This window comes from Rothia sp. HMSC072E10, from assembly GCF_001813965.1.
Taxonomy (GTDB): Bacteria; Actinomycetota; Actinomycetes; order Actinomycetales; family Micrococcaceae; genus Rothia; species Rothia mucilaginosa_A.
The window spans coordinates 883766-904279 of sequence record NZ_KV814491.1 but is presented as its reverse complement, the minus strand read 5'-3'; the positions used below and the strand labels follow the sequence as shown (position 1 = coordinate 904279).

The 20514-nt window shown below is 64.5% G+C and carries 14 protein-coding genes; 10 read left to right on the top strand and 4 right to left on the bottom strand.

Annotation, left to right across the window (positions count from 1 at the left end; genetic code table 11):
• Positions 1 to 355 precede the first annotated feature (355 nt).
• The 7 genes from hemE (at position 356) to hemB (ending at position 8884) form a co-directional block, all read left to right on the top strand.
• Positions 356 to 1531, top strand: a complete 1176-nt coding sequence (gene hemE, locus HMPREF2944_RS08835; RefSeq protein ID WP_070682474.1) for a uroporphyrinogen decarboxylase — start codon at positions 356 to 358, stop codon at positions 1529 to 1531.
• 86 nt (positions 1532 to 1617) lie between these two features.
• Positions 1618 to 3216, top strand: coding sequence for a protoporphyrinogen oxidase (hemG, locus tag HMPREF2944_RS08830; RefSeq protein ID WP_070682471.1), 1599 nt, complete (start codon positions 1618 to 1620; stop codon positions 3214 to 3216).
• A 151-nt stretch (positions 3217 to 3367) separates the two neighbouring features.
• Positions 3368 to 4174: a hydrogen peroxide-dependent heme synthase gene (hemQ, locus tag HMPREF2944_RS08825; protein WP_070682469.1), complete on the top strand. Its 807-nt coding sequence runs from the start codon at positions 3368 to 3370 to the stop codon at positions 4172 to 4174.
• A gap of 209 nt (positions 4175 to 4383) precedes the next feature.
• On the top strand, positions 4384 to 5712 hold the full coding sequence (locus tag HMPREF2944_RS08820) for a ferrochelatase (protein ID WP_210398471.1): 1329 nt from the start codon (positions 4384 to 4386) through the stop codon (positions 5710 to 5712).
• 12 nt (positions 5713 to 5724) lie between these two features.
• On the top strand, positions 5725 to 6852 hold the full coding sequence (locus tag HMPREF2944_RS08815; protein WP_049343921.1) for a hydroxymethylbilane synthase: 1128 nt from the start codon (positions 5725 to 5727) through the stop codon (positions 6850 to 6852).
• A 2-nt stretch (positions 6853 to 6854) separates the two neighbouring features.
• Complete coding sequence (locus HMPREF2944_RS08810) at positions 6855 to 7814, top strand: uroporphyrinogen-III synthase (RefSeq protein ID WP_070682467.1); 960 nt, start codon at positions 6855 to 6857, stop codon at positions 7812 to 7814.
• A 68-nt stretch (positions 7815 to 7882) separates the two neighbouring features.
• Entirely contained in the window at positions 7883 to 8884 is a 1002-nt protein-coding gene (hemB, locus tag HMPREF2944_RS08805; protein WP_049332119.1) for a porphobilinogen synthase, read from the top strand.
• A gap of 81 nt (positions 8885 to 8965) precedes the next feature.
• Here the strand turns inward: hemB and HMPREF2944_RS08800 are convergent, their stop codons facing one another.
• The 4 genes from HMPREF2944_RS08800 to HMPREF2944_RS08785 all read right to left on the bottom strand — a co-directional run bounded on the left by HMPREF2944_RS08800 (position 8966) and on the right by HMPREF2944_RS08785 (position 13960).
• On the bottom strand, positions 8966 to 10144 hold the full coding sequence (locus HMPREF2944_RS08800; RefSeq protein WP_070483788.1) for a sugar dehydrogenase: 1179 nt from the start codon (positions 10142 to 10144) through the stop codon (positions 8966 to 8968).
• Positions 10145 to 10173: 29 nt separating this feature from the next.
• Entirely contained in the window at positions 10174 to 11523 is a 1350-nt protein-coding gene (gene hemL / locus HMPREF2944_RS08795; RefSeq protein ID WP_070649681.1) for a glutamate-1-semialdehyde 2,1-aminomutase, read from the bottom strand.
• Between the two features lie 255 nt (positions 11524 to 11778).
• Positions 11779 to 13158, bottom strand: coding sequence for a threonine/serine exporter family protein (locus HMPREF2944_RS08790; RefSeq protein WP_070682465.1), 1380 nt, complete (start codon positions 13156 to 13158; stop codon positions 11779 to 11781).
• A gap of 106 nt (positions 13159 to 13264) precedes the next feature.
• The gene (locus HMPREF2944_RS08785; RefSeq protein ID WP_070682463.1) at positions 13265 to 13960 is read right to left on the bottom strand and encodes a 3'-5' exonuclease; all 696 of its coding nucleotides are present in this window, start codon (positions 13958 to 13960) and stop codon (positions 13265 to 13267) included.
• A 375-nt stretch (positions 13961 to 14335) separates the two neighbouring features.
• Between HMPREF2944_RS08785 and HMPREF2944_RS09070 the strand changes: the two genes are divergently transcribed.
• The 3 genes from HMPREF2944_RS09070 (at position 14336) to HMPREF2944_RS08775 (ending at position 20489) form a co-directional block, all read left to right on the top strand.
• Positions 14336 to 15871 carry an AAA family ATPase gene (locus HMPREF2944_RS09070; protein WP_083313114.1) on the top strand — a complete coding sequence of 512 codons (1536 nt, stop codon included), beginning with the start codon at positions 14336 to 14338 and terminating at the stop codon, positions 15869 to 15871.
• On the top strand, positions 15868 to 16563 hold the full coding sequence (locus HMPREF2944_RS09210; protein WP_141755757.1) for a hypothetical protein: 696 nt from the start codon (positions 15868 to 15870) through the stop codon (positions 16561 to 16563). Before HMPREF2944_RS09070 ends, HMPREF2944_RS09210 begins: the two co-directional genes overlap by 4 nt.
• Before the next feature lie 89 nt (positions 16564 to 16652).
• Positions 16653 to 20489 carry an ATP-dependent DNA helicase gene (locus HMPREF2944_RS08775; protein WP_070682459.1) on the top strand — a complete coding sequence of 1279 codons (3837 nt, stop codon included), beginning with the start codon at positions 16653 to 16655 and terminating at the stop codon, positions 20487 to 20489.
• Positions 20490 to 20514: the final 25 nt, after the last annotated feature.

Below are 20514 nucleotides of genomic sequence, written 5' to 3'. Positions count from 1 at the left end.
TCATGAAGTGTCATGTTGGCGGGGTGCGGATGAGGAATAACGGGGAGCAAGTACTTTCTAAAGGGCTCAAAAAATAGGCACGAGAGATAAGGAAAATAAACGCGGGTCGTCGCGGGTCATATGACCCAATGTATAAATAATCACTTCCGTGTGGCTCTCGGTGCACCAAACAGTGCCCTATAAGCCTCCCACTAGGGGTTTTATTCATAGGTGGCCGCGAATAGCCTCGCCTCGCGCCCGCTGAATCGCGGGCCAGATAAGGTAAGCCTGATATGTAGCATAGTGAACCATGGGGGAACCTAAGCGTGACAAAGTGTCATAAAAACCCCTAACAAAACCTGTCACACTAGACACTATGAGCGAAAACCAGCAGCACACACTTCCGGCCGAAAGCTCTGCACCCTCGCAGACCCTGCCCACGCACCCCACCGACGCACAGCGCCCCCTGCTTACCGACGAGCAGCTCGCGCACCTGCCCGCGCAGCACCCCCTGCGCGCCGGAACCGCCGCATCCTCGCCCATGCTCCAGGCCCTCACCGGCCGCCCCTCAAGCCACCGACCCGTCTGGTTCATGCGCCAGGCCGGCCGCTCCCTGCCCGAGTACCGCCGGGTACGCGAGGGTATCCCCATGCTGGAAGCCTGCCTCACCCCCGAACTTGCCGCGGAAATCACCGTGCAGCCCGTCCGCCGCCACAAGGTCGACGCCGGCATCTTCTTCTCCGACATCGTGATTCCCATGAAGCTCGCGGGCGTCAACGTGGACATCGTGCCCGGTAAGGGCCCGGTCCTCGACCGCCCCGTGCGCACCCTCGAGGATGTGCGCGCCCTGCCCGAGCTGACCGAGAGCGCCCTGGACCCCATCCGTGAGGCCATCGCCGCCACCGTCGAAATGCTCGGCGACACCCCGCTCATCGGCTTCGCCGGCGCACCCTTCACCGTCGCCGCCTACATGGTCGAGGGCGGACCCTCCCGCGACCACCTGCGCCCGCGCACCATGATGCACGCCGACCCCGCCGCCTGGCACGAGCTGGCCTCCTGGGCCGCCCGCACCGCCGGCCAGTTCCTGCGCGCGCAGATTGAGGCGGGCGCCTCCGCCGTGCAGCTCTTCGACTCGTGGGCGGGCTCCCTCGGCGAGGGCGACTACCGCCGCTACGTGCAGCAGCACTCCGCCGAGACCCTGGACGCCGTGCGCGAGTACGGCGTGCCGCGCATCCACTTCGGCACCGGCACCGCCGCGCTACTGCCCGCGATGCACGAGGCTGGCGCGGACGTCATCGGCGTGGACTACCGCCTGCCGCTCTCCGCCGCTAACACCCTGCTCAACGGCGCGGTGCCCCTGCAGGGCAACATCGACCCGGCCCTGCTCGCCGCGGGCCCCGAAAGCCTCTACGCGCACGTGGACGAAGTCCTCGCCGAAGGCTCCGCCGCCCCCTCGCACGTGGTCAACCTCGGCCACGGCGTACCCCCGACCACCGACCCGCAGGTACTGACCGACCTGGTTCGCTACATTCACGAGAAGACGGCAAACTAGGGCGACGAACTCGCGGGGCCGGCGTAGAATCGGCACCGTGGGAACCCACGACCACCGGCACCAGCTGACAGACAAAGGAGAAAACCATGGGGAATCACGATAACCAGGCGCACCGATACACCGCGCAGGGGCAGTCCTCCACCGCACGTCTGGCGGCACGAGCGGCTCACCGCGCCAACGACAAGGCGCCCACCGCCATCGTTATCGGCGGCGGCCCCTCCGGCCTGATCGCGGCCCGCCGCCTCGCCGCGGCCGGCCTGCGCGTGACCCTGCTCGAGCAGCGTCCCCACCTCGGCGGTGCCGTGGGCGCGCACGAAGTCGGCGGCCTACTGCTGGACTCCGGCGCCGAATCCTTCGCAACCCGCAGCCCCATCGTGCGCGAACTCGTCGAGGAGCTCGGCCTGGGCGATCAGATCGTCACCCCCAATTCCTACGGTTCCTGGCTGTACCTGCCGCAGGGAGCCTGCCGCACCCCCAGCACCGGCATTATGGGTATTCCCGGCAACGTGAGCGATAAGTCGCTGATTCCCGTCATCGGTAAGAGCGGCCTGCGCCGCGCCCAGCTGGACCGCCTCCTGCCCGCCTCCGTGGGCGAGAAGGCGAAGACCCTGGGCGAGCTCGTGCGCCTGCGCATGGGCCAGAAGGTGCTCGATAACCTGGTCGCACCCGTGGTCTCGGGCGTGTACTCCACCCACCCCGACAAGCTCGACGTGGACGCCACCATCCCCGGCCTGCGCGCGGCCCTGCGCAAGCACGGCTCCCTTTCGGCAGCCGCGGCCGCCTTCCGTTCGGCGGCCCCCGCCGGCTCGCAGGTTGCGGGCATCGTGGGCGGCATGAACCAGCTCTCCGAGCGTCTCGTGGAGGAACTCTACGAGGCCGGCGTGCGCATCGTGACCAACTTTGACGTCATCGCCGTGGACCGCGACGAATCCACCGGCCAGTGGTTCATCATCCAGCGCCACACCACTGACGGCGAGAACACGCCCCTCTACGCCGACTACCTGGTGCTCGCCACCGACGGCCCGACCGTGGCCCGACTCATCGGCCCGCACGTCTCCACCGCGCTGCCCGCCGTGGAACCCGGCCCCGAGGTCGCCCTCGTGACCCTCGTCGTAGATGCGCCGGCCCTCAACCAGCACCCCCGCGGCACCGGCCTGCTCGTCTCGGAACAGGCCACCGCCGTGCGCGCCAAGGCCCTGACCCACGCGACCGCCAAGTGGCAGTGGGTGGCCGACGAGGCCGGCCCGGACCGCCACGTGGTGCGCCTGTCCTACGGCCGAGGCGGCGAGGACTCCCGCTTCTCCGAGGTCGCCCTGGCCGACGAGCAGCTCATCACCCTGGCCCTGCGTGACGCAACCCGCATGACGGACGTGCCGCTCACCCGCAACAATCTGGTGGATGCGGACGTCGTGCGCTGGCGCGGTGTTCTGCCCGCCTCCACGCCGGGTCACCGCAAGCGCGTGCAGGAGTTCCGCGAGCGCGCCAGCGAGCTGGGCACGCTCAGCACCGTCGGCTCCTGGGCCGCAGGCTCGGGCCTCGTGGCCACGGTGCGCGACACCTACGAGCAGATGGACTGCCTCATCACCCACGCCGCCCAGAACTGGGAGGGCGTAAAGGCCCCCGAACCCAAGCAGGATGCGGCGGGCACCCCCGGCACCCCCGGCGCCAAGTCCAAGGGCGCGTAGCGTCCCCTCAAAGACTTCCCACGCCTGTGGGATGCCTCCTACCGCTTCGGGCGGGAAGAGCGCAGAATATTCACCAATCAACCGGTGCGCGGCTACGGAAGCCTCGCACCACGAACAGCGGGTTACCGCTGAGGAAAGGAAGAGAAGAACCATGTCTCACCCCCACGCAGCACAGGGCGGCCACGGCCACGGCGGTTACACCCACCCCGGCCAGGGTTACGGTGGCGCACCCAAGGGCTACGCTGTTCAGCACTCCGCAGCCGACGAGAACCGTCGCGGTCGCGAAGAGGGCGAAACCCTGCACTACGCCCTGTACACCGTGTTCGCACGCTCCGGCGCACGCCCGGCAGAGGCTAACACCGACGAGGCTCGCGCCGAGTTCGAGAAGGTCGCCGAGCAGCTGGCCGCCGAGGGCGTGACCCTGCGCGGCATCTACGACGTTTCCGCAATGCGCGACAACGCCGACATCATGATCTGGACCCACGGCCAGAGCCCCGAGAAGCTGCAGGCCGCCGTGCGCAAGATTCGCCGCACCGCACTGTTCTCCGGCACCACCATCGTCTGGTCCACCATGGGCGTTCACCGCGAGGCTGAGTTCACCCGCAACCACGCACCCGCCTACGCCCGCGGCAAGGCCCCCGAGGCTTGGGTCTGCGTGTACCCCTTCGTGCGCTCCTACGACTGGTACTACATGAACCCCGAGCGTCGCGCCGAGATGCTGAAGAACCACGGCATGAAGGCCATCGACTTCCCGCAGGTTCTGGCCAACACCGTCGCATCGTTCGGCCTGAACGACTACGAGTGGGTTCTGGCTCTCGAAGCACCTGTGCTGGTTGACCTGGTCGACCTGATGCGTCACTTCCGCAACACCGAAGCACGCCTGCACGTTCGCGAGGACACCCCCTTCTACACCGGTCGCCGCATCGGTGCCGACGAAATCGCAGAGGTTCTGGCGTGAGCCAACAGCCTCACGGCGCTACCCGCGGATGCGGTTGCTCCCACCCCGGTTCGTCCAGCGCGGTAGAGGCCGCCGCCGAGAACACCTCGGTTGCGTCCTCCGCCGCCGGCGTGGCCGGGGTGGCGGCGCGTCCCGCGCGTTTCGCCCCCGCACACACAAACCCCTCGGGCGAGGGCACCCTGAACGGTTCCCTCCTGCCCGATGACGTCATCCCCAACCGCACCGACCCCGCCAACACGGCCTCCAACGGCCCGGCGCGGTTGACCGAGCAGACCCTGGGGGAGTACCGCAGCGAGCGGACCATCATCCGTGTTCGCGCCGAGGAACCCCGACCCTACGACCTGGTGATTCTCTCCTCCTTCGGCGGCCCCGAGGGTCAGGAGGACGTCATCCCGTTCCTGCGCAATGTGACCGCCGGCCGCGGCATCCCGGATGAGCGCCTCGAGGAGGTCGCCACCCACTACCGCGCCAACGGCGGTGTCTCGCCGATTAACGAGCAGAACCGCGCCCTGCTCGCCGCGCTGCAGCAGGCGCTGGCCGAGCGCGGCCCGCGCATCCCGATTACCTGGGCGAACCGCAACTGGAAGCCCTACGTGAAGGACGTGCTCGCCGAGGCCTACGAGAACGGCCACCGCAACGTGCTGGTGCTGGCCACCAGCGCCTACCCGGGTTACTCGAGCTGCCGCCAGTACCGCGAGGACTACGGTATCGCGCTGCAGCAGCTCGGCCTGGAGGGCCGCATGCACGTGGGCAAGATTCGCCAGTTCTTCGACGTGCCCGGCTTCGCCCGCGCCTTCGCCGACGGCCTGAAGGACGGCCTGGCCACGGTGCGCGAACAGCTTACCGCCCGCGATAGCGGTTCGGTGAACCCGCGCCTGCGCATCATGTTCTGCACCCACTCGGTGCCCACCTCTGCCGCGAACGAGGCTGGCCCGCGCGGGGTGAACTACGAGGGCGGCTCCGCCTACGTGGAGAAGCACCTGCAGGTCGCCCGCGCCGTGCTTTCGCTTGTGCGCGATGAGGCCCCGCAGCTTCTGCAGAACGTCGAGTGGGAGCTGGTGTACCAGTCCCGCTCCGGCCCGCCGTCCATGCCCTGGCTGGAACCGGACGTCAACGACGCCCTGGAGGCGCTGCCCACCCCCGCCAACCCGGCGGAAGACGGCGAGGCCCCCGTGGAAGGCGTCGTGCTGGTGCCCCTCGGCTTCGTCTCCGACCACATGGAGGTGAAGTGGGACCTCGACACCGAGGCTCTGGACACCTGTGAGCGCCTGGGCGTGGTGGCCGTGCGCACCCCGACCCCCGGTACGCATCCGGCGTACGTGGAGTCGCTGCGCCGCCTCATTGAGGAGCGCGTGGAGAACGGCGTTCCCGCCGACCTGCGCCCCGGCCGCGAGAGCGTGTGCGCCCCGAGCGCGAGCGGCCAGTACGGCTGGTTCGACGAGTGCGAGCCGGGCTGCTGCAAGCCGGGCCGTGGCGCGGAGAAACCCGTCGTCGCCGAATATTGCACCGGATGCACCGACCGGTCCGAAGAGGACTAGAGCAGGAGAGAAATGAGCCACAGCGAGTACATTCTGGGCACCCGAGGCTCCGCGCTCGCGCTCACCCAGAGCCGTCTGGCGGCCGAATCCGTCACCGAGCTTTACGCCAAGCACCAGCCGGGCGGTGAGCCCGCCGAAAGCGTGAGCTTCGAGCTGCGCACCGTCAAGACCGAGGGCGACGTGCTCACCGGCCCGCTGGCCACCCTGGGCGGCACCGGCGTGTTCGCCGCCGCCCTGCGCCAGCGCCTGCTGGACGGTGCCGACGCCCCCGCCGAGCAGCGCGTGGACATGGCCGTTCATTCCCTGAAGGACCTGCCCTCCGCGCCCTGCCCCGGCCTGGTCGTCGCCGCAACCCTCAAGCGTGAGGACCCGCGCGACGCCCTCGTGGCCCGCGACGGCCTCACCGTCGACACCCTGCCGGAGGGCTCCCGCGTGGGCACCGGCTCGCCGCGCCGAGCCGCCCAGCTGCGGGCCCTGCGACCCGACCTCGAGATCGTGGATATCCGCGGTAACGTGGGCACCCGCATCGGCCGCGTGAAGGGCCTCGAGGAGCACTCCGGCAAGCAGGTCGTCCTTCGCCAGAATGCCGAGACCGACGAGCACGCCGACCGCGGCGTGGGCACCGAACGCCTTGGCGATTGCGACGCCGTGGTGCTGGCCGTCTCCGGCCTCAAGCGCCTGGGCAAGGAACACCTGATTACCGAGTACCTGGACCCCAGCCGCATGCTGCCGGCCCCCGGTCAGGGCGCCCTGGCCCTGGAGGTGCGCGAGAGCGAGTTCGGCAACCCCGATCCGGCCGTGCTCGACGACGCCGAGCTGGCCCGGCCGACCCGCTCCCTGGGCCGCGCGCTGATTGCCGCGAACCACTACGAGACGCGCCTGGCCGTCAGCGCCGAGCGCGCCCTGCTGCGCCGCCTGGAGGCAGGATGCGCCGCCCCCATCGGCGCTTTCGCCGAGATCGTTGAGGGTGACCTAGTGCTCAGCGCGGTGGTGGCCTCCCCGGACGGCACCGACCTGCTGCGTCACACCTCCGCGACCTCCGAGCTGGATGTGCCCGGCGCCGAGCGTCTGGGCGTGCGCGTGGCCGAGGACCTGCTGCAGATGGGTGCCGCCGCCCTGGCCGGTCTGGACGTCAAGTAGCCATGGACGAGGAGCAACGCCCCGTCGAACGGGGTGCCACGGTTCTGCTGACCCGCTCGGCGGCCCAGGGTGCGGCCTTCGCGCGCGCCCTCGCCGAGGAGTGGGAGGCTGAGCGGGCCGCTAAACCGTCCGCTCGCGAAAGCACCAGCGAAGAGACCCGCGAAGGTGACAACGGGGAGGGCCCGCGGGACCCCTCGCAGGACCGCCTGCGGAACGCCGCGGCCCCTCGCGTGCTCTTCGCGCCCCTGCAGCAGGCACGCACCGTGCCCGCCACCGAGGAGTTGCGCGGTGTTCCCGCGCTCCTGGAGTCCGGGGTCTACGCCTGGGTGAGCTTCACGAGCGCACACACGGTGCGCGCCTGCGCCGAGCTCTGGGGTGAGGACTTCACCCGTGCGGTTCACTCCGGGGGAGCGCGCATCGCCTGCGTGGGTGCGGCAACCGCCCGCGCCGTGCGCGCCCAGCTCGGGCTGGACGCGGACTTTCAGCCGAGCGTTCAGAGCGCCGCCGGCATGCTCGCGGAGCTCGAAGGGCCCGCGGCCGGGGCTGTCTCATCCGAGCCCGCTTCAACCGAACCCGCCACCGTGCTGGTTCTGGAGGGTTCCAACGCCCGCCCGACCCTGCGCGAGGGCCTCAAAAACCTGGGCTGGTCGGTGACCGCGCGCGTGCTCTACGACATGGTGCCGGCCGAGCGGGTGGAGCCCGGCGAGCTGAGCCTCAGTGCCGCCCGCGCCCTCCTGCGGGGCGCAGACGCCCCCAACCCGGACGTAATCGTGGCGACCGCCCCCTCCCGCCTGCACGCCCTACTCGACGGCGCGCCCGCGCTAGGCCCCGAATCCGTGCCGCCGGTGGTGGCGATTGGGGCGACCACCGCATCCGCCTGCCGCGCCCTCAACCTGCGCCACGTGCAGGCCGATTCACCCTCCCCGAGAGATTTGGCGCGTGCCGCCGTGTCCCTCATTTAGGCGCATCCCTCATGCAGGTTCCCCACAGCTAAGACCACATATTTCTATCGAAGTTTTCAGGAGAGATCATGAACCTCACCCGCCGTCCCCGCCGCCTGCGCACCACCGCAGCCATGCGTTCCCTCGTCGCCGAGACCACCCTGCGCCCCTCGCAGTTGATTCAGGTGTTCTTCGTTCGCGACGGCATTGACGAGAAGCAGCCGATTCGCTCCATGCCCGGCCAGTACCAGCACACCCTGGAGAGCATCATCCCCGCCGTGCGTGAGGCGTACGAGGCGGGCATCCGCTGCATCGACCTGTTCGGTATTCCCCGCGACGAGGATAAGGACGAGATCGGCTCGACCGCCTGGGACCCGCAGGGCATCCTGAACCGCGCGATTGCCGTGTGCCGCGAGGAGTTCGGCGACGACCTGGTGGTCATGGCCGACACCTGCCTGGACGAGTTCACGAGCCACGGCCACTGCGGCGTGCTGGTCGATGACGGCCACGGCACGCTCGTGGTGGATAATGACGAGACCGTGGAGCTGTACTGCAAGATGGCGGTTTCGCAGGCTCGCGCGGGTGCGCACACCGTCTCGCCCTCGGGCATGATGGACGGCCAGATTGCGGCCATGCGCGCCGCCCTGGACGAGGCTGGCTTCGAGGACGTGTCGATTATGGCGTATTCGGCGAAGTACGCTTCGGCGTTCTTCGGCCCGTTCCGTGACGCTGTGGAGTCGACCTTCAAGGGCGACCGTAAGACCTACCAGCAGGACCCGGCCAACCGCCGCGAGTCGCTGCTGGAGGTGCGCGCCGACCTGGAGGAGGGCGCCGACATGGTCATGGTGAAGCCCGCCGGCAGCTACCTGGATATTGTGCGCGAGGTGGCGGAATTTTCACCGGTGCCCGTGGCCGCCTACCAGGTGTCGGGCGAGTACGCGATGATTGAGGCCGCCGCCGCGAACGGCTGGATTAACCGCAAGGCCGTGGTGCTGGAGTCACTGCGTTCGATTCACCGCGCCGGTGCGGACGTTATCCTGACCTACTACGGTACGGAGGCGGCCCGCTGGCTCCGCGAGCTGGACGCCTAAATCCCTCCCTCTTTGAACGCTGAGAAGCCACATGCTGTGTGAACAGCATGTGGCTTCTTTAGTGTTATACGGGCTATCGGTTTACTTGTACTGCGCCTTCTGGAAGGACGCACGGCGCGCCGCCTCCTCCGCGTGCTTACCCGCGGGGATGTGACCCAGGGTCGTGCAAATCGCGCGGCCGTCCAGGAAGTACCCGGCCAGCTTCTCGCGGTCGGCGGGGGAATCGAGCCGAGCCCAATCCCCCTGCTCCAGCTTGAACGCGAGCTGCGCAATCAGGCAGTCAATATTCGGGTCCTTCAGCGGGAAGGTGCGCTTGCTGCCGTTGGGGAGCATCACCTCCACCTTCCACTGCGCGGGATCCTTCGCGTCCGTCTTAATCGCGTCCGGGTTGTTCGGGAGCACCCGGAACGCCCGGAGCGTCGAGTACTCGCGGGTCTTCGCCGGCAGCAGCACGCGGCCGGTCACGAAGGAATCGGGGTTGAACAGAATATAGCTGCGTACCTGCGCCCACGCCGTCAGGAGCGAGATTACCGCGCCGATTCCCAGGAGCATCGAGGTGTGGCCAACGTAGGGGAGGGCGATATCCTCCATCTCGAGCCCCGAGAGCGAGTACAGGAAGTACAGCAGGGCCTGAGCCGCCAGGAACTGCAGAATCCAGAACCCAACGCGGTCCAGACGAATCGGGCCGATGCCGGGAACCGCACCCTTCACGCGGAACGGCGCGCTCAGCCGACCCAGGGTCGCGGAGTAGATGCGGGGCATGCCCAGCGTGCGCTCATCGGCGCTGAAGCCGCGGGCCGTACGCCAGCTGCGGCGGCCCCAGCGGGCACCCGCGTACACCATGAGGAACGGCAGGATTAGCGCCGGTAGCAGGATGCCGTCGTAGGCGATGTCCCAGTACAGCGTAAAGATGGACACCATCACGACCCACGCCCACGCATACATCAGTACGTGCAACCAACCGCCCACGATGCTACTGCCGGGGATGCTCTCCAGCTGCTTCTTTGCCCGCTTCGTCACCGAGCCCTTCTGAGCCGAAGAGAGCGGCAAACCGCTCGCGGCCATATCCTCGAGGCGGATCCTCGCGGCCTCAACGGGATCCCCCTTGACCGCCACGAAAAGCTCCCGCGCCTTGGCGGCGGGAATATTCACCGGGTAGGCAATATCCACCAGCAGGCAGGCGAAGGTGTACGCCATGAAGGCAATCAGCCAGACGTCACGCACCGGCTCCAGGGGAATTCCCAGGGCAGACAAATCCATGGGTTTCTCCTCTCTCTATTCGCTCGCGTCTAGGCGGATGCGGCAGCAGCTGCGGCAGCCGGAAGAGCCGAGATGATGCGGTCCATGGCCGCGTCGTCGTGAGCGGCAGAAACGAACCATGCCTCGAACGCGCTCGGCGGCAGGTACACGCCGGACTCCAGCATCGAGTGGAAGAACGCGGTGTAACGGTCGGTGGCCGAGGCCTTGACGTCCGCGTAGTTGTGCACGCCCTTCTCGGAGGTGCCAAACGCCACCGAGAAGAGGTTGCCGGCGTTCTGGATGGAGTGGTCCACACCCGCGGCGGTGAACGCCTCGGTCAGGGCTCGGCGCAGCTGGGCGCTGCGGGCGTCCAGGGTCTTGTAGACCTCTTCGTCGGCCAGGGTCAGGGTCTCAATGCCTGCGGCCACCGACAGCGGGTTACCCGAGAGGGTGCCGGCCTGGTAGACCGGGCCGACCGGGGCCAGGTACTCCATGATGCGGCGCTTACCGGCCAGGGCCGCGATGGGCATGCCGCCGCCGATGACCTTGCCGAACGTGAAAATATCGGGAACCCAGCCGCCGTCCTCGGGGGCGGCGTAGCCCCAGTAACCGGCAGAGGAGACGCGGAAACCGGTCAGCACCTCGTCAAAGATGACGAGCGCGCCGTTGGCGTGGGCAATCTCGTGCAGGCCGCGGTTGAAGCCGGGTTCGGGGGCGACCACGCCCATGTTGCAGGGGGCCGCCTCGGTGATGACGGCGGCAATCTGACCCTCGTGGGTTTCGAAGGCCTCGCGCACGGCGTCCAGGTCGTTATAGGGCAGAACAATGGTCTCGGCGGCGGTCGCGGCGGTCACGCCAGCAGAACCGGGCAGCGCCAGGGTTGCCACGCCCGAACCGGCCTCGGAGAGCAGCGCATCCACGTGGCCGTGGTAGCAGCCGGCAAACTTAATAATCTTGTCGCGGCCGGTCACGCCGCGGGCCAGGCGAATCGCGGTCATGGTCGCCTCGGTACCCGTGGACACCATGCGCACCTGCTCAATCGCGCCGGGGATCGCGGCGTTAATGCGGTTGATGACCAGCTCGGCCAGCTCCGCCTCGGGGGCGCTCGCCGCACCGAAGGACAGGCCGCGCGCGGCGGCCTGCTGAACGGCCTCCACGACCTGCGGGTGCGCGTGGCCCAGAATCGACGGGCCCCAGGAGCAGACCAGGTCAACGTATTCGTTGCCGTCCGCATCGTACAGGTAGGGGCCCTTAGCCTTCGCGGCGAAGGCGGGGGTGCCGCCCACGGAGTTGAAGGCGCGCACCGGGGAGTTCACGCCGCCGGGAATCACCGCGCGGGAACGCTCGAATAGCTTCTCGCTGGCTTCGTGGTGTAGCGGGTGGGTGGGGGAGGGAGTCATCGTATCGGTGCCTTTCAAACGAGACGGCGAATTCAAGAATTACAGGGGACGAGGCGTGCCGGGCGGCAGAGCCCGCGCGCCGCTAACGTCCCGTACCCTAACCATCATAGGTGCTTCAGGTAAACCGCAGGTGACGAGCGTCTGAACGTACCGAAAGGTGACGACAAAACACGTCTGACGGGCGGGGTAACGGGCTGGGAACGTAGCTGGGTCGCGCGCGTGGGGGGGGCTACGCGGTAGGGGACCGGTAGCGGGTTAGCGCAGGTGGCGGTCGGTATCCAGGCGGTTCAGCACCTGCGTGTCCTGATCGAACAGCCAGTTCTTATCGAAGAGCAGACGCACGAAGGCCAGGCCCATACCCAGCGCCATGAAGATGAGCAGGGACTGCACGAAACCGGTTGCCGCCGAGTACATGTCACCGCTGGCAAAATGCGACATGGAACGGTAGAACGGGACACCCGGAACCATCGTCACCACGGCCGGAACCGACAGGGAAATACGGGTGTACTTGCGCTGGTGCAACGGCGCCACAACCTCGGCCAGGATGCCCACACCAAACACGGCAATCGTCGCGGCCATATGCGCGGGCATGCCCGCCTCCACCATGTGAATACGGATGGGGTTCGCCACCGCGGCAATCACGCCACCCCACACGCAGGCCACCGGCGAGGCGGCGAAGAGCATCGCGAAGCCGGCCGCCGCCACACCCGAGGAGATAATCTGCAGAAGCAGATACAGGGTCGGGTCCAGATTCAGAGGAGCCGGGGAAGCCAACGGCAGGTGGAAGAGCGAACCCAAAACCCACACCGCAAAAGACGCGCTCAGCAGCAACAAACCCACATAGGTTAGACGCGAAATACCCGCCAAAAAGTCCATGCGGGAAATATCGAGCATGCCCGTCACCATGGGGAAGCCCGGCACCAGGAACAGCACCGAAGAAATGAAACCAATCATGTGGTTCGGGCTAACCAGACCCGCCGCAACCAGCACATTGACAACCGCAATGTACAGGCCGGCCGCCAGGAAGCCGCAGGCCATCCAGGTGGCCAGGTGGCTCACACCGCGCTTGAGAAGGGTCGAACGCAGAAACTGACCGGCACCGGCGGCGAGGAACACGACCGAGCACTCCACCAGGCCGCCGCGGTTCAGGAACGCGAACCCGGCACAGGCCACCGCGGAGGCCAGCGCCAGCATCCAGCGGGTGTACAGCGGCTTAGCCGAATCGATGCGGTCCAGCTCGGCGTTCGCCTCCGCCGGGGTGATGCGTTCGGGCAGCTCGGAGATGAACTTGCCCAGCTGATCGATCTTGTGGGCGTTAATGCCCATGGTGCGCTGCTCGGCCACTTCGGTGCGGAAGTTACCCTCGGTGTACGAGGAGGTGGAAATCTCGGTGAAGGTCACCTGCGCGTGGTGCTCCTTCAATCCCACAGCCTTCGCCAGGCGCGCCATGGACGCCTTAATGCGGTACGCGCTCGCACCCGACTTCATGAGGATGCGGCCCAGGCGGAGCACCACCTGGGATTGCGCGACCAGGTGCTCGTGCGCGAGGCGGCTCGACCCGAGGTAGATGCTTCGGGTGTTCGTGTCGTAGTACTGTTCTGCGGATTCTGAGGGGTTGCTGGGCTGATGATCCATTAAAAACTCCGTGGCGCGCCGTCGTATGTGTAGTGGGCTGGGGTTCGTGTACGTCCCTCACTAGGATAGGTGAGATGCCGCGGCGGTGGTAGCGGCGGGGCGCCCCTTACCGGCGGACGGGCCAGCGGCCGTCGATGACCTCGGATTCCTTGCCCGGCTGCGTGCGCAACCACGCCTGGAAGTTCGCCGCCTGCTCGGCCGCCCACTGCACCTGCTGCTCGTGCAGCTGGTGGGCGTCCACGTCGAGGACCTGCGGGAACTGTTCGGTCAGCTTGACGAGCAGGCGCTCGGCGGCCAGGGCGTCATCGGCGGAGGTGTGCGCGTTCTCCAGGGAGACGCCGTACTCGGCGGCGAGCACCTCGAGGGTGCGCTTGCCTCGCTTGCGGGGAATCACGTGCTTGTGCAGAACGTACGGGTCGAGCACCGCGCCGGGCGGCAGCTCGCCGTTCGCGATGCCGTAGCGCAGCATCTCGTGGTGTAGCACCGAGAAGTCGTAGGCGGCGTTGAACGCGATGATGGGCACGCCGTCGAGGTTGAGCGCGCCGATTGCGCCGGCAAGCTCCCAGACGACCTCGCGGGCGGGCCGGCCGTGCTCACGCGCGTACTCGGTGGTGATGCCGTGCACGGCGGCGGCACCGGCGGGAATCTCGACGCCGGGGTCGGCCAGCCACTCGCCGCGGCGCACCACGTTACCCTGAGGGTCCAGCAGGATCAGGGAGGCGGTCACGATGCGGGCGGTGGTGACGTCCACACCGGTGGTCTCAAGGTCAAAGGTGGCGCGCAGGCCGTTCATCCAGGTCATGGTTTAAGACTAACCCAGCGGCGAAGAAGGCGCGCGCCGGTTCGTTACGTCAAACAGAAGAAGAAAAACGTAGATTTACCTCTAACTGGAACTCATAACACGCGGTAAGCATCGCAGGAGCTATAGTGCGTAGAATGCAAACAAATTTTCAGATTGGTACATGACTCGTGAACGGTAATTGGGAATTGTGAATATCGCTTTGAAGTACTGCCCAAGTAATAGGGCGCAGAAGAGTATATAGTGTTACTATAGGTTCATAGTGCAATGTGCACGGAAGAGTAAGTTAGCTCCCGGAACAAGGAAGTTTCATTGTTGATTTATAGTATTTTGTATTTTCTAAGCCGGGGTTTATATTTCTGATTCGAGGAGGAAATTTTGAAGTATTTTGTCCAAAATATGGGGCCAATGCAATATGCCGAATATTCCATTAAGCCATTCAATATTATATGCGGTATGAATAATACTGGAAAAACATATGTTACCTACAGTCTATTTGGTTTTCTGAGTGGCTGGGAAGGTATATTTGATGTAATGGAAATTCACGAAGAAGTTGCATCAAACCCTGTTGGGTTGATGGAGGTTTTACGGGCCGGTGAGTCAAAGGTTGACCTTGAGCAATATTTTTGCAATCCAATTGATAATCCGTCTGATTGTTCTTTTATGCAGGGTGTTCTAAATAGGTTGTGTCAGATTTATTCAAATGGTCTTGGGGCAATATTTGCAGCTAGCGATACTAAATTTACTAATAGTTCACTGGGCGCACAACTGGATGAAAAAGATATCGAGGAAGTTCGTAAGTCTAGCTGGAAGTTAACGGTAAACATTCCCGTTTTGGGAAGCGTTGGTCATGACGGAGAATATGTATCTGTTATTGCTGATAAAAATGAAGGAGAGTTGTTTGTAACTTTGCGCCCCAAGGAACTTATAGATGATAGGCTCTCTGTTGTGTCAAGCTATAGTTCAGAAGATATTGATATTCTTGATAAGAAAATATCTAGCGCCTTTATTAGGTTTGTCCTTCGCTCTATATTTCCAAGGCCATACGTGTCAAGTGCTGAAAGAACTGGTGTTGCAACTTTTAGGGAAGATTTGGCTTTTGCTCGACAAAAGCTTGTTTCTTTGGTGTCAAATAAGGTGAATCGAGGGGACAGCAGGAATAGAACTTTAAGAGATTCACTGTTTGTAAATGATGAGACTGTTGATCCTAAATTTGATTTTGAATATCCGTCTGCCGTGCAATCTAATATTGATTTTATGGCGAAGCTTGAAGCAGTTGTTAGGAAAGATAGCTATATATATCGCGAACACGAGGATATTCTTAATTATTTCTTGAAAATTAGTGAGGGTGAATATAAATATTCTGGGACATCGGTTGGATATTTTTTGCCAAAGGGAAGAAACAAGCGTTTGAACCTCGATGAGGTTTCTAGCTCGGTTAGAGCGTTAGCTGATTTGTGGTTCTATCTTCGTTATTATGCGCGTCAAGGTGATTTATTGATTATTGATGAGCCAGAGTTGAATCTTCATCCCAGGAATCAACGGTTGATGGCTCGTCTCTTGGCTATGATTTCTCGAGCTGGAATTAATATCCTTATTACAACACATAGTGAATATATTCTAAGGGAGATAAACTATCTAATTCGTATGCATTCTGTTTGGGATAAAATTAGTGAGGGCGATTTGAATATTGTCTCTGGGTACGAAGAGGATATGTTGCTCAAGTGGGACAGTGTAAGTGTTTGTGTAACAGGTAAAAATAGTGTTTTGATCCCGGGAAGGAAGCGGAGGAGTAAAGTTAATACTCTGTCTAGAGTAGAGGTTAGCGAATATGGAATAGAAATGGAGTCTTTTAATAATGTAATAGAGGATATGAATAGGCTTGAGGATTATATATATTGGGGGATTGAATGATTACTCTTTTTGAGAATTTATTTAATTATTCAAAAATTCAGTTTATAGATGATAAAAAGGGTAATTTTTCAATCGGTGAACCGTCAACAAAGGATAGCCCCGGTTATAGTCTTCGTATCGTTGATTTGCCAAAGGGGTCATATTTAATTGGTATTGATGATAATCTTAAAGTAGGGTCCATATTTGGTAGTTGTCATTCTCAGTCGAAGCGTCCGGATTATTTGATTGTTGATCCTGAAAAATCTGTTGCATGTGTTCTTGAGCTGAAATCATCGCTTACTTGGAAGGATCTAGATAAACCTGATATTATAAGTCAATTAAAAGGTGGTCAGGCATTTTTAGAATATTGTGAAACCCTGATTAGGGTATTTGGTTCAGGTAAAGATGATGGCTCTTGCTCAGCTCCGTGTTTTTGGTGCAGAGGGGAACATAAGTCTCATAAATACAAAGTTAGATATGTGTGTATATACGGTCTTAGATCTGAAAAATCTAAATCTATAGGGATTAAAAAGCGTCACATTACCCCTCCACGAAGGGGGCACGTGACTTCTAAATCTATAGTTGAGAACAGTCCAAATAATTTTATTAAAATAGGGCGCGAAGATATTTATATCGACGGGGATACGCGTCAAATGGAAATTTATTGGAATAAGATTTTAGGTGGATCTAAATTTTATAAACCGGGCGATTAGTAAATTGTTGATTTGAATAGTTGTAAATTTATTAAGAGTCTATCGGGTGGGTGGAGGTGAACCCGCCGCCCACCCGATAGACTGAAGCCATGACAACTCAACTGCTCACCGGCATCCCCGGCACCGGCAAGACCCATCACCTCACCGAACGCGCCCTGCGCTACCTCACCGACGGGCTCGACCCCGCCCGCCTGCTCATCCTCGCACCCACCCGCACCGCCGCGACCCGCATGCGAGACACCATCGCCGCCGCCAGCGACCGCAGCCTCTCCGTAGCCCCCACCCGCGCCTGGGCCGCCTACGCCTTCGACCTGCTCAAACGAGCCCAAACCCGCGGGCTCCTCAGCGGCGTAGAAGGCAACCTCAAACTCCTCTCCGGCCCCGAGCAAGACGTCATCATCGGCGAACTGCTCGCCAACCACGCCGAAGGCATCGCCCCCGGACCCGCCTGGCCCGACTCCCTCCGCGAAGCCCTACCCACCCGCGGATTCCGCCACGAAATCCGCGACTTCTTCGACCGCATGGCCGAATACGACCTCACCGCCGAAGACGTCCAGGCCCTCGCCCGCGACTACAACCGACCCATCTGGGCCGCCCTCGCCCAGCTCCACACCGAATACCGCGCCGTGCGAGCCCTCCGCGCCAAAAACGCCTACGACCCCGCCGTGCTCATCAACGACGCCTGCCGGCTGCTACTGCGCAACCCCGAATTCCTCGCCGAAGAGCGCCGCCGCTACGACCTCATCCTCATCGACGACGTGCAGGAGCTCAGCCCCTCCACCTACCGCCTGCTGCGCCTCATCGCCGCCGAAGAGCCGCCCGCAGACGCCGCCGAGCTGGCCGCAGAATACCCGGACGTCTTCGCCGCCGCGCCTGAAGTCATCATGACCTACAGCGACGAAGCCGTCGTCCAGGGCTTCCGCGGCGCCCGCCCCGACCTGGTGCGCACGCTACCCGAAAGCTTCCCGCACCTGGCCGAACGCACCCTAACCACCTCCTACCGCCTGCCGGCGCTCATGATGCCGCTGCTCGCCGACATCCGCCGCCGCCTGCCGCGCTACAGCCGCTACGTGCCCGCCGCAGAGACGGACGGGCAGAACGGGCAGAAGACCCCCGCAACCTTCGGACGCATCAACACCACCCCCGCCGACGAGGCCCTCACCTGGGGCGCCGCCGACGAACCGCTACTACACCTGGGCGCCGACGGCAAGATTCTCGACCCCGCGCACTACCGCACCGCACCCGCCGGAGTGTATAAGTATGCGCTCTCCAGCGCCCAGGACGAGGCGAACCTGCTCGCCCAGCTGCTGCTCGAAGACCGCATCTACGGCAACCGCCCCTACCGCGAGAGCGCCATCATCGTGCGTAACGGCGCGGACGTGGCGCGCATCCGCCGGGTGCTCTCGGCCAGCGGTATTCCCTCGCGCACCTCCGCCGCCCTCGTGCCCGTGCGCGACGAACCCGCCGTGCGCCCCTTCCTCGACGCGCTCAGCCTGCTCGTCTACGCCCGCAAACGCGGCGAGAAAGCCCTCAACCCAGCCGTCACCGGCGCGGGCTACGAGGCCCTGAGCCCCGACGAGGCCGAAGAGATCATGCGCAAGAGCCTCGATGACGTCATCGCCGAAGAAAACCGCTCCAACCCCCTCAATGGGGCGAACAGCGCCATCACCCTGCTCACCTCGCGGCTGGGCGGCGCATCCAGCATGGACGTGCGGCGACTCCGCCAACAGCTGCGTTCCGTCGAACTGCAAACCGGCGGCCACCGCCCCAGCGACGACCTGTTGCTGGGCGCCCTGCTACACCCCGAAACCCTGCCCGCCGAGGGCGTGGGACGCGCCGTGCACCGCATTGCCGCCGTGCTCTCCGCGGGCCGCAAGGCCCTCGCCCGGCCCGACTCCACCAGCACCGAGGTGCTCTGGGCCCTCTGGGAAGCCAGCGGCCTCGAAAAAACCTGGGTCGCCCAGACGCGCGGCGCGGGCCCCGAAGCCGACGCCGCCCACCGCAACCTCGACGCTATGATCGGACTCTTCGAAGCCGCCAGCCGATTCGATGAACAGATGCGCGGCGCCGGGGCCGAACAATTCCTCGACTTCATCGACGCGCAGGACCTACCCATGGACACCCTGGCCGCCCGCGGCGTACGCCAGGACGCGGTCGAGATTCTCACCCCCGCGCTCGCCGCAGGGCAGTCCTGGCGCACCGTATATATATGCGGCCTGCAGGAGGGCAGCTGGCCCAACACCACCGTGCGCGGCTCCCTGCTGGGCACCGGCGACCTGATCGACATCTGCGACGCCGGGATGCGCCGCCCCGCCCCCGCTAACCCCGACGCACAGGCAGAAGGGCAGCAGGTGCCGCCCGCGCGCATCCGTAGCTACCCCGAGCGCGTGCGCGACACCCGCCACGACGAGCTACGCATGTTCGCCGTCGCCGCGACCCGTGCCAGCACCCGCCTGGTGCTGACCGCCGTGCGCAACGAGGACGAAGCCCCCGGCGAGTTCTTCGACTTCGTGGTGCCCACCGACGCCGAGAACGAGTCGCCCGAGGTACCCATCACCCGCGTGCGCCGCCCCGCCACCCTGCGCTCGCTCGTGGCGGAGCTACGCCGCACCCTCGTGGAGGATGCGCTCACCGCCATGAGCGCCGAGGACGCCGAGCTGAAGAACGCGGCCGGCTCGCCTGGATTAGAAGCTCACGCACCCGATGCCCCCGCTACCGCAGAGGACGCGCTAAACCCCGAGGCCGCCCTGAACCCCGAGGCCGCCCAGAACCCGGAAGCCGCCCTGAACCCCGAGGCCGCGGCCTTCCGCTTCGACGCCGCATCGCGCACCCTGGCCCGCCTGGCCCGCGTGCAGGCGCCCGGCGCATCCCCCGAGCAATGGTGGGGCCTGCTACCGCTGTCGAGCACCGAACCGTTCTTCGCCCGACCCGCCCAAGAATCGCCAGAAAATGGCGTCGACGAGGGGCGACGCACCATCGCGCTCTCGCCCTCGCGTCTGGAAACCATCCACAACTCCCCGCTGGACTGGCTGGTATCCGCCGCCCGTGCCGAGGCCCAGACCGACCTCTCCCGCTCCCTGGGTACCCTCGTGCACGCCATCGCCGAGGAGTACCCGACCGGCACCCTCGAAGAGCTCCAAACCGCACTGGAGGAGCGCATCGGCTCCCTGGGCGTGCCCGCCCGTAGGGAGGACGAGAGCGAAGAGGAGTACCGAGAGCGCGTGCCCTGGGAAGCCTACGCCCTCTACGAGCGGGCCAAGCGCATGATTCTGCGCCTGAGCTACTACTACCGCACCCACATGGACGCGCAGGGCTGGAAAAACCTGGGCGTCGAGGGCTCCTTCTCGGTGCGCGTGCCCGTGCCCTTCGACCCGCAGGGGGAAGTGGGTGAGCTGGATGCGCTCCTCACCGGCCGCGTGGACCGCCTGGAGGAGGCACCGGAGAGGGACGGCACCCGCCGCTTCGTCATCGTCGACCTGAAGACCGGCAAAAGCAAGCCGGACGGGACGGCCGTGGCCACGCACCCGCAGCTGGCCGCCTACCAGATCGCGGTGGAGGCCGGCGCGGGCGAGCAGCTGGCCGAGCGGTACCGCGCCGAGGCCGCCGCGGCGCAGTCCGGGGAACCCGCCCCGGATGCGCGTCCGCAGGAGCTGACCTACGAGTCTTCCGCGGGGCGTTCCGCCGGTGCCGCACTCATGCAGGTGGGCGTCTCAGACGTGAACGATGACAGCAAGGCCCGCCTGCAGGTTCAGCCCGCGCTGGAGGATAACGACGAATGGGCCGTGGACCTGGTGCAACGAGCCGCCGAGCTCATCGCCGGTGCGCAGGTGCAGACCCGCCACCGCGAGGGCAACCACGGGCACGGGTGCCGCCTGCCCGAGCTCTGCCCGATATGCACCCGCGGTCGCCAGGTGACTCAGCCCTAACGCGGCGCGGCCCTAGCGGAAGAGG